Source organism: Enterococcus sp. M190262 (genome assembly GCF_005843965.1).
GTDB lineage: Bacteria > Bacillota > Bacilli > Lactobacillales > Enterococcaceae > Enterococcus_D > Enterococcus_D gallinarum.
Genome location: NZ_CP040461.1, coordinates 2,958,738 through 2,973,587, shown reverse-complemented (window position 1 = coordinate 2,973,587; position 14,850 = coordinate 2,958,738). Strand labels below are relative to the sequence as shown.

The following is a 14,850-nucleotide window of genomic DNA, read 5'->3' as shown; positions in this document are numbered from 1 at the left end:
GCTCCTTATCGATAAATAGTCTCTCTATTTTACCATACTTTTTATAGCTCTTTTGAAGGAATTTCCCCTTTTTTGTGATAAACTAGAATATACGTTCGTGAGGTGAAGAAAATGATAACGATCATTCGTATCAGTAAGGGAAAAGGTCCCTTTTACGAAGTAGACTGCTCTAATGGAGAATCTTTGCGGGTTTCTGAGGATCTTCTGGTTCGTTTCCGTCTTCTAAAAGGAAAAGAAGTGACGGAAGAAGAGTTGACCGAAATCAAAAAAAGCTCCGGTTTTGATATTGGGCTGCAGCAAGCAATGAATTACATTAGCTATCAACTACGTTCCGAAAAAGAAGTTCGTACCTATCTAAAAGACAAAGAAATCAATTTAGAGGATCGCCATTTGGTCGTGCAGCGATTGAAAGAACTAAATTTACTTGATGACCGTACCTACGGAGAAAGCTACTTGCGGACACAAATCCGTTTAGGAGACAAAGGGCCATCAGTCATCAGTCAGCAACTAAAACAAAAGGGGCTGTCTGAAGAAGTGATTCAAGAAGTGATGCCGTTATATACAGAAGAAAAGCAATTTGATGTCGGCTATCATACTGCCGAAAAAGCATTGCGTCGGTTCCAAGGGAAAAGTCACAAAGAGATGATGCAGAAACTATCGCTGCACCTAATGCAAAAAGGGTTTAGACAACCAGTTATCCAATTAATTTTAGATGAACTGCCTACAGATAGAGACGATGAAGAGGAAAACGCAGCTTTGCAAAAAGAGGGTCAACGACTTTTGCGAAGACATCAGCGGTTGCCTTTGAATAAAAGAAAAATGAAAATCAAACAAGGTCTTTACCAAAAAGGTTTCGCTCTGGATGCGATCCAACAATTTTTAGATGAGGAAGTTATGGATGAATAAACAGTGGGAAAAGTGGTCAAAAGAGGACATTCGTTCTTTCCAAGACAAGTTTTTGAATTGGTACCATGATGAAAAAAGGAATCTCCCCTGGCGAGCAACCAACGATCCCTATGCAATCTGGATCTCGGAGATCATGCTCCAGCAAACAAGAGTGGACACCGTCATTGGCTATTATTACCGCTTTATGGAACAATTTCCAACCATCAAAGATTTAGCTGGTGCAGAAGAGCAGAAGCTTTTGAAGGCTTGGGAAGGATTAGGTTATTACTCTCGTGCTCGCAATTTAAAAGCTGCCGCTCAACAAATCATGGCAGAGTTCGATGGAGAGATGCCACAGACCATCACTGATATTCGTTCGTTAAAGGGGATTGGTCCTTACACTGCCGGGGCGATCGGCAGTATCGCTTTTGGATTGCCGGAACCTGCAATCGATGGCAATGTGATGCGTGTAGTGAGTCGTTTGTTTTGTATTGAGGCAGATATAGCTAAAGCGAGTTCTCGCGGAGTCTTTGATGAAGCAATGCGTACAATCATTTCTCACGATGAGCCAGGAGAATTCAATCAAGCTTTGATGGATCTTGGTTCAAGTATTTGTACGCCGACTTCACCATTATGCGAGGAATGTCCACTGCAAGAATATTGTCTAGCCTATCAGCAGGGAACACAAACCGATTTTCCCGTAAAATCAAAAAAAGCGAAGCCAAAAGATGTGTATTACATTGCTGGAGCTATTGAAGAAGATGGCCGCTTTTTATTGGTGCAGCGACCAGAAACTGGCTTGTTAGCCAAAATGTGGCATTTTCCGCTTTTGGAAGTGGATCAGGCGACCTATATGCAATTATTGGCTTATTGGCAAGACCAACAGTTAACATTGGATGCAGTTGCAGAAGAACCAGCTCCGATTTTCCCTGAATTTCCCGTCGTTTGGCAAAAAAGACATCTTGGTGAGGTTACTCACATCTTTAGTCATTTGAAATGGCACATACTGCTTTTTTATGGACGCACACCGTCGGAATTCTCGTTAGAACACAGTCAATGGGCTGCGCCAGAAGAATTTGAACAGTATGTCTTTCCCAAACCTCAGTTGAAATTAGTCGAACAATTGAAGAAAAATCATAAAGTCGATAAACATTTCTAGGCAAAGGGTTGTTTTATTGCTATAATATTTACGATATCGGTGTAATGAACACCCAAACAAAACGCAAGTTTTCTTGCTGAGGGAAGGGTTGCTATGCGAGTTCCAAAAGAAGGAGAGTTTGTCAGCATCCAAAGCTACAAACATGACGGCAATTTGCATCGAACGTGGCGGGATACTATGGTCTTAAAGACGAGCGAATTCTCAATGATTGGTGTCAATGATCATACATTGGTGACTGAATCGGATGGAAGACGCTGGGTTACCCGTGAGCCAGCTATTGTATATTTTCATAAAAAATACTGGTTTAATGTAATCGCAATGATCCGAGAAAAGGGGGTTTCCTATTATTGTAATCTCGCTTCACCGTATTTGCTTGATGAAGAGGCCTTGAAATATATCGATTATGACCTTGATATCAAAGTATTTCCTGATGGTGAGAAACGTTTACTAGATGTGGATGAATATGAGCTTCATAGCAAGATCATGCATTATCCGCAGGACATTGATTTTATTTTAAAAGAAAATGTCAAAATTTTAGTAGATTGGATCAATAATGGCAAAGGACCATTTTCTGAGGGGTATGTGGACATTTGGTATGATCGCTACAAGCAGTTGTCTCAGAAATAGCAAGGAGTAGCCGTAAAGGGTCACTTCAATGTGCAAAAGACTCGACTTTAATTAGAAGTCGAGTCTTTTTGTATCAAAAAATAGTGCCTGTCATCGAGTGATTGATTTGTAAGGCGGGGCTTCTTTAAAGGAGATTCATCCAGTTCTATAAAGAAGCGAAAATTGTCAATCACGTGAGTTATAACTGATTGACAGCTTTTAAGATACTTAGTTCTGCAGATATTTACTCATTTTGATGTGGGGCATATCCGCATCAAGAAATTCTTCCCCTTCAGGTTGGTAGCCTAGAGAAAGATAAAAACCTTTTGCGGTTAGCTGAGCACCTAAAGTGATTTTTTGAAACCCTTGCTTCCGAGCAAAATCCTCCGCCCCTTGGATCAAAATTCGTCCGAAGCCTTTTTTGCGATGGGCAATGGGTACGGCCATACGCTGAAGTTTCAATGTGTGGCTATCTATAGGAAGCAGCCGCAAAGTTGCTGTTGCTTCTTTTTGTTCATTATAGAGAACAAAATGGACCGCGTTTGCTTCGTCCTGATCGATCTCAAGACTTAAGGGCACGCCTTGTTCTTTGACGAAGACATCATTACGAATTTTCAACGAGTCCAGATAAATTTCGCTTAATGTATCTTTGGTTTGTGCGACGAACATAAAATCAACCACCTTCTTATTTCATCAATTATTTTCTAAGTATACCATTTTTACGAAAAGAAAAATTGCTTTTGCGGCTAAAGTCGCAAGCTTTTTTTTGCAAAATACTCTATAATAGTGAAAAAAAGGAGGGAATCGTTTGTTCGACAAATTCAAACAATCAAAACTTTTCTTCTGGTCATTAGAAATTCTCGTTCTTGCCACGTTAGCTCTGGTATTGAGCAAAATCAATTTCTTATTTGCACCAGTAGGAACATTTTTTTCGACATTATTTGCGCCGGTCTTAATTGCAGGCTTTTTGTACTATCTGCTTAATCCGATCGTCGTTTTTCTGATGAAGACCACTAAGATCAAAAGAATCTACGCTGTGATTTTAGTTTTACTCTTATTAGTAGCAGCTATTGTCCTAACAGTCGTAAGCGTGATTCCAAATCTGATCAACCAAATTTCACAACTTGCAGAAAATATTCCTACTTTTGCTAAAAATATGGAGACTTGGATTTCTAAAATAGCAGATGACCCAGTATTTAAACAGATCGACTTTGCGCAACAGTTAGAAAATCTCAATCTTTCCTATGGTTCATTGCTGCAACAATTTCTAAGTGGGCTGTCAACAAGTTTGGGATCGATCGTAGGAACGATTGCTTCAGCAACGATGATCATTGTTACAGTACCATTCATCTTGTTTTATATGCTGAAAGACGGCGAGAAACTTGTGCCAAATATTCAATCAGTTTTACCTGAAAAAAGACGAAATCAAATCATCGAGTTATTGGGTGATCTGAATAAAACATTGTCCAATTACATTAGCGGACAAGCGATTGAATGTATTTTTGTCGCGACCTTTACCTTTATCGGCTACTGGCTAGTGGGTGTCAATTACGCCTTTTTATTTGGTGTCATTGCAGGGATCACTAACTTGATTCCTTATTTGGGCCCTTACCTCGGCTTGATTCCGGCAGTTTTAGTGACAATCTTTGATGATCCTTTCCGGGCTCTGTTATGTGGTGTAGTCGTGTTAGTCGTTCAACAATTAGATGGTAATGTGATCTATCCTAATGTAATCGGAAAGTCATTGGCGATTCATCCGCTAACCATTATTTTAGTGTTGCTAGTCGCAGGGAACATCGCTGGATTACTGGGTATTTTCTTAGGAGTACCTTTCTACGCCATTTGTCGTACGATTGTGATTTTTGTGATTCGTTTGATTCGTGACGATAAAAGCAAGAAAAACCAAGAGAAATTGATCGAACTAGATAACTGATGGTTTTTATTGCAAAGAAAAAAGCTTTATGATACGATTTTATCGTGGGTATAGCCCACGATTTTTTTTAGAAAATGTAAAAATAAGGAGAGAATGCTATTATGAATGCTGACCCCGAGAGTCAGTCGCTATTAGCGCAAATTTTATTATTGATCGTTTTGACATTGATCAATGCTTTCTTGGCTGCTTCAGAAATCGCGGTTGTTTCAGTTAATAAGAACCGTGTAGAACAGAAGGCTGAGGAAGGAAATGTCAAATCACAAAAATTATTGAAAATCATTGACAATCCCACCAACTTCTTGTCGACGATCCAAGTTGGGATCACATTAGTCAATATCTTATCAGGGGCCTCACTGGCAGATACGCTATCTACCCGCTTAGCACCCGTTCTAGGTGGCGGAGCTGCAGCAAAAAGCCTGGCTAATATCATTGTATTAGCGATTTTGACCTATGTTTCGATCGTATTTGGTGAGTTGTATCCAAAACGAATCGCAATGAACAAATCTGAAGAAGTTGCTCAATTTACTTCAGGTGTGATACGTGTGATTGGTACGATCGCAAAACCATTTGTGTGGTTGCTTTCCGCTTCAACTAGTTTGTTAGCTCGAATCACACCAATGGAATTTGATGATGAAGATACAAAAATGACTCGTGATGAAATGCGGTATATGTTAGAAACAGAAGGTGTCTTTGAAGAAGATGAATTGGAAATGCTACAAGGAATCTTTTCATTGGATACGAAGGTGGCCCGTGAAGTGATGGTGCCGCGGACTACTGCATTTATGGTCGATATCAATGATTCAGTAGATGAAATTTTGACAGAAATTTTAGCAGAAAACTATTCTCGAATCCCAGTATATAATGAGGACAAAGACAAAGTCGTAGGTATTTTACATACAAAAAACCTGCTGAAATGTGCCTATAAATATGGATTTGAAACATTAGATATTAAACAAATCCTCCAAGAACCATTATTTGTGCCTGAAACTGTTTTTATTGATGACTTACTCTATGAGTTGAAAAAGACTCAAAATCAGATGGCTATCTTATTAGATGAATACGGCGGTGTCGTAGGTCTGGTTACTTTAGAAGACCTCTTAGAGGAAATCGTTGGTGAGATCGACGATGAATCGGATGAAGTAGAAGAATTATATGAACAAGTTTCTGATCATGAGTACATCATCCAAGGGCGAATGTTGATTGACGACTTTAATGAAGCATTTGATATGAGCCTGCACATGAGTGATGTTGATACAATGGCTGGATATTTGATCACAGCTTTAGGGTTGATTCCTGATGAAGGAGAGAAATTATCCTTTAAAGTGGATAACGTCACACTGATCACAGAAGAAATGGAAGGGTCACGTGTATTGAAGATCCGCGTTATCTTCCATGATCCTGAAGAAACAGCTGTCGAACCTGAAGAAGAACGCCGCTATTTCAAAAAAGATTTTGAAGAAGACGAACCTCGTCGATAAAATGAATGCTTGAAGCAAATGCTTCAAGCATTTTTTTGTCTAAAAATAATATATAGAACAGAATGAGTTAATCAAATGATACAGATTTAGCTAGATAAAAAAACTAAAATAACTAAGCATATTTCTTGCTTTTCTTGTGAATTAAAGAGAGGATAAGAGTGCGATAACTAGAAATCATTGTGGGGTGGGAAAATGAGATTTTACCGAATGAAAAGTGATGATATTCGGATGAACTTAGCTACTGAAGAATATTTAATGAATAACGTAGATATTTCAGAACCATGCTTGCTGTTATACATACAAAAGCCTTGTGTTATAATCGGCAGAAACCAAAATGCCTACGAAGAAATAAATTTTGACTATTTACGACATAATGACATCGTTTTAACCCGGAGAACCTCTGGTGGTGGAGCGGTTTATGACGATCTAGGCAACATGAGTTTTAGCTTTGTGACTAAAAAAGATGTGACTCATTTTGGTGATTATCATGGAGCCACCCAACCTATTTTGAAAGCATTGCAGAAGATGGGAGCAAAAGAGGTTGAAGTACGGGGAAGAAATGACTTGTTTGTTGAAGGAAAGAAATTTTCTGGTAATGCCATGTACACAAAAAATGGCAGAAGCTATTCCCACGGAACATTGATGTTCGATGTTGACTTAAGCGTTTTGACAAAAGTGTTGAACGTTCCGCAGGAAAAGATCGATTCGAAGGCAACAAAGTCAGTGCGTAAAAGTGTGACCAACATCAAGCCCTATCTTTCTGAAGAATATCAACAGTTGTCAACGAAAGAATTTAGAGATCAATTGCTCTGTCATATTTATGACGTCGACAACATTGAGGAAATCCAAGAAAAAGAAATCAAATTAACGGCTGAAGATCAACGGAAGATTAATCAGTTGTATCAATCGCGATATGCCAATGATCAATGGATTTATGGGGAAGCCCCTAATTATCAATGGACGAAACGCAAACGTTTTGAAAATGTTGGTATCGTTGAACTACGCTTTTCAGTGGCAAAGGGGAAAATCACAGAAGCACAAATCACTGGAGATTTTTTTGGCGAAGAAGATATCGCTGGTCTCGAAAAACAGCTGATTGGTCTTCCTTATAATGAAGAGTTGCGGCAGCATTTTCAAGGGGTGGAAGTCGCGAAATATATCCATCAACTGACAAATGAGCAATTTGTATCACTACTTTTCAATTGAGTTTGAAGGCAGAGGAGCGTCAGGAACCAAATATGATCGAAGTAAAAGAGGTTTCACAAGTATATCAGGACAATGTCCTTGATCGAGTATCGTTAACAATCAACAATGAGATCGTCGGTATCGTCGGCAAAAGCGGTTCCGGGAAGTCTACCTTGTTGCGTCTGATTAATTTGATCGAATCTCCTTCAGCTGGCGAAATCGTGATTGATGGCGTGAACACGACAGGATTGACCAAGAAAATGAGACGAAGTCTACAGCAAGATATTGCGATGATCTTTCAACAATTTAATCTGCTCCATAATCTGACTGTCTACGACAATGTTTTTTTGCCTTTAAAATTAGCTGGAAAATCACAACGACAAGTGATGGAAACGTTAGACTTCGTAGGTATGTCTGAAAAGGCTTCGGTTTATCCTGCTTCTTTAAGTGGAGGGGAAAAGCAACGAGTAGCAATTGCCCGTGCTTTGGTCAAAGAACCAAAGATCCTCTTGTGTGATGAACCGACCAGTGCATTGGATGAAGATACTAAGGGAGATGTTTTATCGTTATTGCAAAAGGTTCATGGCACTTTCCAACCTACAATCGTGTTTGTTAGTCATGAATTGTCAGCGGTTCGACAAGTTTGTGAGCGGGTCTATGTTATGGAACAAGGAAGAATCGTAGCGGAAGTAGCGAATACGCCGCATCTTTTACAAAAAGAAGAATTAAACTATGTCGATCGTGTGATAAGGAGTCTAAAGCATGACGATAATTGAGAGTATTCAATACTATTTACCAGAATTGATGCAGGCGATGGAAGAAACCCTGATCATGATGAGTATCTCTATCTTCGCCGCTGTTTTGATTGGATTGCCATTAGGTATTCTATTATTTATTAGTCGTGAAAACAACAATCAGGGAACGATTTTGTATCAAATATTAAATTTGCTGATCACGGTCATTCGTTCGTTTCCTTATTTACTGTTTGTTGTTGCGATGATTCCCGTCACTCGTTTTTTGTTAGGCAGCTCGTTTGGGCCGATCCCAGCAAGTATCCCCTTGAGTATTGTGTCAATCGTCATCTATGCTCGTTTAGTCGAGCAGGTATTGTTGGATGTCCCAGAAGATGTCGGACTATTGGCACGCTCATTAGGTGTCTCCACTTATCAATATGTCAAAGAATTTTTGCTCGTGGAATCAAGAAGCGGGTTAATCCTGTCTCTGACGACAACGATCGTCAGTATGGTGTCTTATTCCACAGTGATGGGAATCGTTGGCGGAGGAGGAATCGGAGACTTTGCCATCCGTTATGGATATCAACGGTACGAATATGGGGTCATGTATTTTGCCATTTTAGTGATGATCGTAGCAGTTTTTAGTATTCAGTTGATTGGGAATGGGTTAGCAAAAAAAGTTGATAAAAGAAAGTAGGAGTAGGAATGAAAAAAGGAATTTTTTTTGGGTTAGTACTAGCAGTAATGTTTCTTGGTGCTTGTGGAACAGGGAATGAGTCGCAATCAGAGGATAAAGTGATTAAAGTCGCTTCTCAAACGACCCCTATGACAGATGTTGTCAAAGTAGCAGCCGATGCGGTAGAAGATGGCTGGAAAATTGAATTGGTACAAGTAAATGACAATATTCAATACAATGAGCTGTTGAATAATAAGGAAGTAGACGCAAACTTTGCGCAGCATGAGCCGTATATGCAACGCTACAATGAGGAAAAATCAGCAGATTTAGTGGCTTTAGACAAAATTTATAATGCTAAAGTGGGCTTTTACTCAAAAGAGTATACAAAAATTGAAGACATTCCTGAAGGAACGAAAGTTGCTCTGCCGAATGATGTTTCTAATGAAGGACGAGCATTAGCCATCTTAGCTGAGCAAGGATTGATTGAATTAAAAGATGGAGTTGGAGTCAATGGTACGATCAAAGACATTACTGCGAATCCTAAAAACTTTGAATGGTTATCTGTGGACTTATTGAATCTAGCAGAAGCCTATAATGAACCAAATGTCTCCCTTGTCTACAACTATCCGACCTATATCGCCAAAATTGGTCTAAAGCCTGACGATGCCTTGTTCTTAGAGAAAACGATAGATGATCGTTTTGCGATCTCTTTAGTTGCTCGTAAGGACAATCAAGATTCAGAAAAAATCAATGTTTTGCGAAAAGCGATGACCAGCGATAAAGTCAAAGAATTTTTGGAAAATGAGCATAGTGATACATTAATTCCAGCCTTTTAGTTTTTTGAGTGTTTTTCATGCTTTCACAGCAGTTCTCGTATAAATACAAATAGCTATCAAGCTGCTTAAACAGTTGCTCTCTAGACTTTCGAATCTGAAAGATAGAGAGCATTTGTCTGTAATTTTTCTTTTTTCCGCTCTTGATACATGATATACTGATTTGGTCAGAAAATCTTTGTATAGACACAGAGAGTTCTAATTTCAAGGAATGGAGTAACTACATAACATGGAGAATCCAAATTTAAAACAACAAGTTGAAAGTCGTCGCACCTTTGCGATTATTTCTCACCCGGATGCTGGGAAGACAACGATCACTGAGCAGTTGCTGCTATTTGGAGGAGCAATTCGCCAAGCAGGAACTGTCAAAGGAAAGAAAACCGGTAATTTTGCTAAATCCGACTGGATGGAAATCGAGAAACAACGGGGGATTTCTGTCACTAGTTCTGTAATGCAATTTGATTATCAAGGAAAACGTGTGAACATTTTGGATACACCAGGACATGAGGATTTCTCTGAAGATACGTATCGTACGTTAATGGCTGTTGATAGCGCCGTGATGGTTATTGATAGTGCCAAAGGGATCGAAGCACAGACGAAAAAGCTTTTCCAAGTCGTAAAAAAACGGGGAATCCCGATCTTTACCTTCATCAACAAATTAGACCGTGATGGTCGTGAACCATTAGAACTTTTAGAAGAGCTAGAAGAGTTGCTTCAAATCGAGTCCTACCCAATGAATTGGCCAATCGGAATGGGAAAAGGGCTTGAAGGACTTTATGACATTCACAATCAACGGGTTGAAATTTATCGTCCAGAATCTCATGGCGGTGAACGCCTGATTTCATTTGATCAAAACGGTGAAATTCCCCAAGATCATCCGCTGAATCAAAATGGTGTCTATCAACAAGTGTTGGAAGAAGTCGAATTATTACAAGAAGCTGGCGATTCCTTTGATGAAGAGAAAATCGCTCGTGGTGATCAAACCCCTGTCTTTTTTGGCTCTGCGTTAACAAACTTTGGTGTGCAAACTTTCTTAGAAACATTTTTACAATTTGCACCAGCACCTTACGGACATAAGACAATGACAGGAGAAGAAATTAGTCCATACGAACAAGAGCTTTCAGGATTTGTTTTCAAAATCCAAGCCAATATGAACCCCGCACACCGTGACCGGATTGCCTTTGTCCGCATTTGCTCAGGAACATTTGAACGGGGAATGGATGTCACGCTTGAGCGGACAGGCAAAAAAATGAAATTAAGTAATGTGACCCAGTTCATGGCAGACACTCGCGAAAATATTGAGCAAGCTGTTGCCGGCGACATCATTGGGGTATATGATACCGGAAATTATCAAATTGGTGATACTTTATATGAAGGGAAATTGAAAGTCGCCTATGAAGAATTACCTTCGTTTACACCTGAACTCTTTATGAAAGTAACAGCCAAAAATGTTATGAAACAAAAATCATTCCATAAAGGGATCTATCAGTTAGTGCAAGAAGGAGCCATCCAATTGTATAAAACGTATCTCAGTGATGAATACATTATTGGAGCGGTTGGACAGCTGCAATTCGAAGTATTTCAATATCGAATGCTGAACGAGTACAATGCAGAGGTGATCATGTCGCCAATGGGACATAAGATTGCTCGTTGGATCGATCCTAAAGATTTGGATGAAAAGATGAGTTCAAGTCGCAACATTTTAGCCAAAGACCGTTTCGACCAGCCATTGTTCTTGTTTGAGAACCAATTCGCGATGCGTTGGTTCGCCGACAAATATCCAGATGTCGAATTGAAAAGTTTGATGTGAAAACACTGCTAGTACTTGTGACGGCAAGTGTTCTCAAATGATGGGAGCGAGAAATGAGTTGGTTCTTGTCTAAAAAAACATTCTTATCGTTTTTGATAAGAATGTTTTTTTTGTTTTGTATCAGTAAAAAATCGAATTGTTTTGGTCTAAAAAGACTGATATAATAATTTATGACGTGAGACGAGCGCTTATAGTGTTGCAAATAGGAGTAAGGGGGTCATTATGAAATTAATCAAGCGTGTCAATTTGCTTGACGATAAAAAGCTAATCATGAAACTGAATATCTTAACGATTCCTCTATTGGTTATTTTCTTTGCTTTATTTACGCTTTTAACATTAGACAGAAAGTTATCGGAAGAAGTCACTATCGATTTAATGTATCTCGTTATTGCCATTCTATCAATGGCAGGGTTAATCATCGTTCATGAATTGATTCACGGGATTTTTTTTAAGCTGTTCAATAAGGAAGGAAAAGTCAAATTTGGTTTTAAGAATGGTTTGGCCTATGCAACAAGTCCTAATTCCTTTTATTCAAGGTGGCAGTTTTTACTTATTTTGCTTGCTCCTTTTGTCTTGATCACTTTGGTCTTATGGCTGTTGTATGCGTATAGGGAAATTTCTCCTTATGCATTTGTCTGGTTGGCTTCTTTTCATGGGTCAGCCTGTATTGGGGATTTTTATTTTTGTTATTTAGTGACTAAAGCTCCAGCGCATAGTTATGTAGAAGATACCGAACAGGGGATAAATTTTTATTCCAATCATTAGCAAAGCACAGCCATTAGGGCTGTGCTTTTTTGCACTCATTTGAAAAACGCTTTTGTTGCGTAGCATGGCTATCATTTGTCAATCACTTTGCTATAGAGCATGCACTGAAGATCAATTTTTTTGTTGGGCAATTTTAATGAAATCATTTTTTCTTTTTGACGTTGAAAACCGCGCTTTTCATAAAATTGATACGTACAAGCACTATCTGTAAAAAGATAAATTTCTTTTCCTTGCACTCTTTTCTGTAGTTCATCTAGCAGCCGCGTTCCGATCCCTTTGATAGGTATATCAGGATTAGCTGCTAAGAAAATGATTTCCCCATCCGGTGAATGGTCACTTAAATATTCAGAAAGGAGTTGATTGTTTCCGGCATCATATGCTCCGGCACTTTCTTTGGCAAAACTATTCTGTAAGAATTCAAATAGTTTTATGTACATCATTTGTCCAAAAGAAGTATGCGCTTTAGGTGCACCGCTTATTTCCGCTAGTAAAACTCCAGCCAATACATCTTCGTGATAGAGAGCAATAATCTCAGTCGCGCGATTTAATTCCAAGTACCAGAAATATCTGCCGTAAAGATTTAAGAGCAGTTTGTTTTTGATATACCAATCAAAGTGCATTCCTTTGATGGCAAACTGGATGGCTTTATGATAGTCTTTTTTTTCTAAATTTCTGAAAGTTAAAGTCATTTTTTATTCTCCTAATCATTGGTTGTCTGTGATACACTTATATTATAATAGACACTTTGTCGATTATCTATGGACAATCTTACTTGAACTTGTCGTTTAAACGACAAGTCTAGCCATAAGTGTCGAATAGGGGGAAGTAGAATGAATAAAGAGGATCGTCGGTTTAAAAAAACTGAAAGGGCGTTGGCAGAGGCTTTATCAAAACTGATGATGGATAAAAAAATACAATCAATCACTATACGCGAGCTAACAGAAACAGCCGATTTGCATCGATCCACGTTTTATAAACACTATACAGATATTTGCGATCTATATGAGCAACTGGAAATGCGATTCTTCCAAGACATCAATCAACTGATTTCCTTTGATAACACTCACAGCTATGAAGACTTGTATATAAATCTAGTTGAGTACGTCTATCATCATTCGTTTGTCTACAAGCTATTCATTACTTATTCAAACGGTTTGGAGGTACAAGAAAAAATGAAACAGTTGATCGAAAAAAATTACTTGGAAATTTGGTTGTATGAAGATAAAAAGAATGTGATTACTGAAGAGATGAGATACTTTACGACCTATCATATTCAAGGTTGTCTTTCCGTATTGAATTATTGGGTACAAACGAATTTTGCTTACTCAAAAAAGGAAATGCTGGAACTATTACAGAAATTAAACAATCATCTCGAAAGAATCATGCCATGAGAAAAATTATAATTTGTAAACGAGGCACGATCGATGTAAAAAAGATAACATCCCCTTTTGATTTGGAACTAGAATTACTTTAACATGATGATTGAACGGAACGGATAATGCGTTAGTTTTCAAATAAAAATTCTGCTAGAAAAAATCCTCTTAAAAGATCTATAAGCTTTTTAAGAGGATTTTTTGTATCGAATTCTAAGCTGGTTAGTCGATTCTGTCAAAAAAAGATTGTACATAATGTGTAATTTTTTGACAAAAAAAGATAACTAAAAAGGTTATAAATGCTTTATTTTAAAGTGTAGGAAGGTCATTTGCCATAAATAATCTCTGAAGGTGATTTGAAAATGATGGAAATATCAGAAAGTAAAAGTATGAGAGGAAAAATGTTTTCCATACGATTTACAAATAAAAGACACGTATATTTTCTTAGAAAATGTGTTTTTCCTATAAATTATACTTTAAAACAAGTAGAAAATTACTTGCACAATTCATTAAACATTGTAAAAGAAACATTAGAAATCCTCGATGCAACGAATGTTCTGATTATGGATGGCTTCAAACGTTCTAATGAGAGCACGGATAATACATTAATTGATGCCTATTGGATAGACGCCGAACAATACATAATAGAGTTGAACTATACAAATAAGGTAGATTATATCATTTTAATTGCAAATATAGATACAGAGTTGGATGCTGTCGAAAAATTTGTCAAGAGTGAATACCCAAATTCTCAGTTTACGATCGAACATTATGATGAAGCGTGGATAGTAAAATCGTGAATAGTCTTCGTCAGAGAGATGATTATAGGAAAAAGAGAAAACTCATGCCATAGAAGAATCGAATATCTTTCTAGCAATTGATGAACCAATAAATTTTGATTTTCAAGAAATTGATTTTAGTAAGGAGCTATTAAATCATGAAGGTAGTATAAATGTAGAGATTTCACTGAATGAATTGATTACTGATGACATTTTAGCGATCTCTTCATTTGGTAATGGCTTAAGTGCGGCTTTTGAAAACGCAGAAGAATGGGTAGTTACGCAATCTGCAGATGTCCGTAAGTTTTACGTTACATAAGATCTTAAGAAATTTCTGGCGCATGATCAAGAGAATTATAAAATTGTTTTTACTCTCAGTGAGATGACCTCAGGCGTTACTAATCCTAATTCATCGGACTTAAAAACCGAACTCAGAAATAGTCAAGAAGAAAATGAAGCCTCGACAATGAATGAATGGATGGAGGAATCGCTCTCTGAAACAAGTACTATTTCTTCCTCAAATAGCACCTCAACTGGGAGTGTGTTTCACGGTAGTGAGAGTGCTTTTTTATGGAAGAAGCACAATCGCATAGTACTGTATTTTCATTTTCCCAAGAATCATTCGATTGTCATA

General features: G+C 38.0%; 15 protein-coding genes. 13 read left to right on the top strand and 2 right to left on the bottom strand.

Annotated elements, in window-relative coordinates:
• Nucleotides 1-111: 111 nt before the first annotated feature.
• The 3 genes from recX to FE005_RS14050 all read left to right on the top strand — a co-directional run bounded on the left by recX (nucleotide 112) and on the right by FE005_RS14050 (nucleotide 2,671).
• A complete protein-coding gene (gene recX, locus FE005_RS14060) occupies nucleotides 112-906 on the top strand; it encodes a recombination regulator RecX (RefSeq protein ID WP_081131593.1) in 795 nt (264 codons plus the stop codon).
• Nucleotides 899-2,044, top strand: coding sequence for an A/G-specific adenine glycosylase (mutY, locus tag FE005_RS14055; protein WP_138372037.1), 1,146 nt, complete (start codon nucleotides 899-901; stop codon nucleotides 2,042-2,044). Before recX ends, mutY begins: the two co-directional genes overlap by 8 nt.
• A gap of 93 nt (nucleotides 2,045-2,137) precedes the next feature.
• Nucleotides 2,138-2,671: a DUF402 domain-containing protein gene (locus tag FE005_RS14050; RefSeq protein WP_003126316.1), complete on the top strand. Its 534-nt coding sequence runs from the start codon at nucleotides 2,138-2,140 to the stop codon at nucleotides 2,669-2,671.
• A 207-nt stretch (nucleotides 2,672-2,878) separates the two neighbouring features.
• Here the strand turns inward: FE005_RS14050 and FE005_RS14045 are convergent, their stop codons facing one another.
• The gene (locus tag FE005_RS14045) at nucleotides 2,879-3,319 is read right to left on the bottom strand and encodes a GNAT family N-acetyltransferase (protein ID WP_138372036.1); all 441 of its coding nucleotides are present in this window, start codon (nucleotides 3,317-3,319) and stop codon (nucleotides 2,879-2,881) included.
• A 139-nt stretch (nucleotides 3,320-3,458) separates the two neighbouring features.
• Here FE005_RS14045 and FE005_RS14040 point away from each other — a divergent pair, with 139 nt between their 5' ends.
• From FE005_RS14040 to FE005_RS14005, 8 genes are all read left to right on the top strand, one after another.
• Nucleotides 3,459-4,583, top strand: coding sequence for an AI-2E family transporter (locus FE005_RS14040; RefSeq protein ID WP_003126318.1), 1,125 nt, complete (start codon nucleotides 3,459-3,461; stop codon nucleotides 4,581-4,583).
• A 101-nt stretch (nucleotides 4,584-4,684) separates the two neighbouring features.
• Complete coding sequence (locus FE005_RS14035) at nucleotides 4,685-6,061, top strand: hemolysin family protein (protein ID WP_003126319.1); 1,377 nt, start codon at nucleotides 4,685-4,687, stop codon at nucleotides 6,059-6,061.
• Between the two features lie 192 nt (nucleotides 6,062-6,253).
• Nucleotides 6,254-7,267, top strand: coding sequence for a lipoate--protein ligase (locus FE005_RS14030; protein ID WP_138372035.1), 1,014 nt, complete (start codon nucleotides 6,254-6,256; stop codon nucleotides 7,265-7,267).
• A 32-nt stretch (nucleotides 7,268-7,299) separates the two neighbouring features.
• Nucleotides 7,300-8,022 (top strand): methionine ABC transporter ATP-binding protein, encoded by a 723-nt coding sequence (locus tag FE005_RS14025; protein WP_081132169.1) that lies wholly within the window; start codon nucleotides 7,300-7,302, stop codon nucleotides 8,020-8,022.
• Nucleotides 8,009-8,677 carry a methionine ABC transporter permease gene (locus FE005_RS14020; protein ID WP_138372034.1) on the top strand — a complete coding sequence of 223 codons (669 nt, stop codon included), beginning with the start codon at nucleotides 8,009-8,011 and terminating at the stop codon, nucleotides 8,675-8,677. Before FE005_RS14025 ends, FE005_RS14020 begins: the two co-directional genes overlap by 14 nt.
• An 8-nt stretch (nucleotides 8,678-8,685) precedes the next feature.
• Complete coding sequence (locus tag FE005_RS14015; protein ID WP_003126324.1) at nucleotides 8,686-9,492, top strand: MetQ/NlpA family ABC transporter substrate-binding protein; 807 nt, start codon at nucleotides 8,686-8,688, stop codon at nucleotides 9,490-9,492.
• 226 nt (nucleotides 9,493-9,718) lie between these two features.
• Nucleotides 9,719-11,299 (top strand): peptide chain release factor 3, encoded by a 1,581-nt coding sequence (locus tag FE005_RS14010; RefSeq protein WP_138372033.1) that lies wholly within the window; start codon nucleotides 9,719-9,721, stop codon nucleotides 11,297-11,299.
• Nucleotides 11,300-11,521: 222 nt separating this feature from the next.
• Complete coding sequence (locus FE005_RS14005) at nucleotides 11,522-12,064, top strand: DUF3267 domain-containing protein (RefSeq protein ID WP_081132171.1); 543 nt, start codon at nucleotides 11,522-11,524, stop codon at nucleotides 12,062-12,064.
• A gap of 71 nt (nucleotides 12,065-12,135) precedes the next feature.
• Here FE005_RS14005 and FE005_RS14000 read toward each other — a convergent pair whose 3' ends face one another.
• Entirely contained in the window at nucleotides 12,136-12,753 is a 618-nt protein-coding gene (locus FE005_RS14000) for a GNAT family N-acetyltransferase (RefSeq protein ID WP_081132172.1), read from the bottom strand.
• A 141-nt stretch (nucleotides 12,754-12,894) separates the two neighbouring features.
• Between FE005_RS14000 and FE005_RS13995 the strand changes: the two genes are divergently transcribed.
• Both FE005_RS13995 and FE005_RS13990 read left to right on the top strand, forming a co-directional pair.
• Nucleotides 12,895-13,455: a TetR/AcrR family transcriptional regulator gene (locus FE005_RS13995; protein ID WP_138372032.1), complete on the top strand. Its 561-nt coding sequence runs from the start codon at nucleotides 12,895-12,897 to the stop codon at nucleotides 13,453-13,455.
• Between the two features lie 344 nt (nucleotides 13,456-13,799).
• A complete protein-coding gene (locus FE005_RS13990) occupies nucleotides 13,800-14,237 on the top strand; it encodes a hypothetical protein (RefSeq protein WP_060813395.1) in 438 nt (145 codons plus the stop codon).
• Nucleotides 14,238-14,850: the final 613 nt, after the last annotated feature.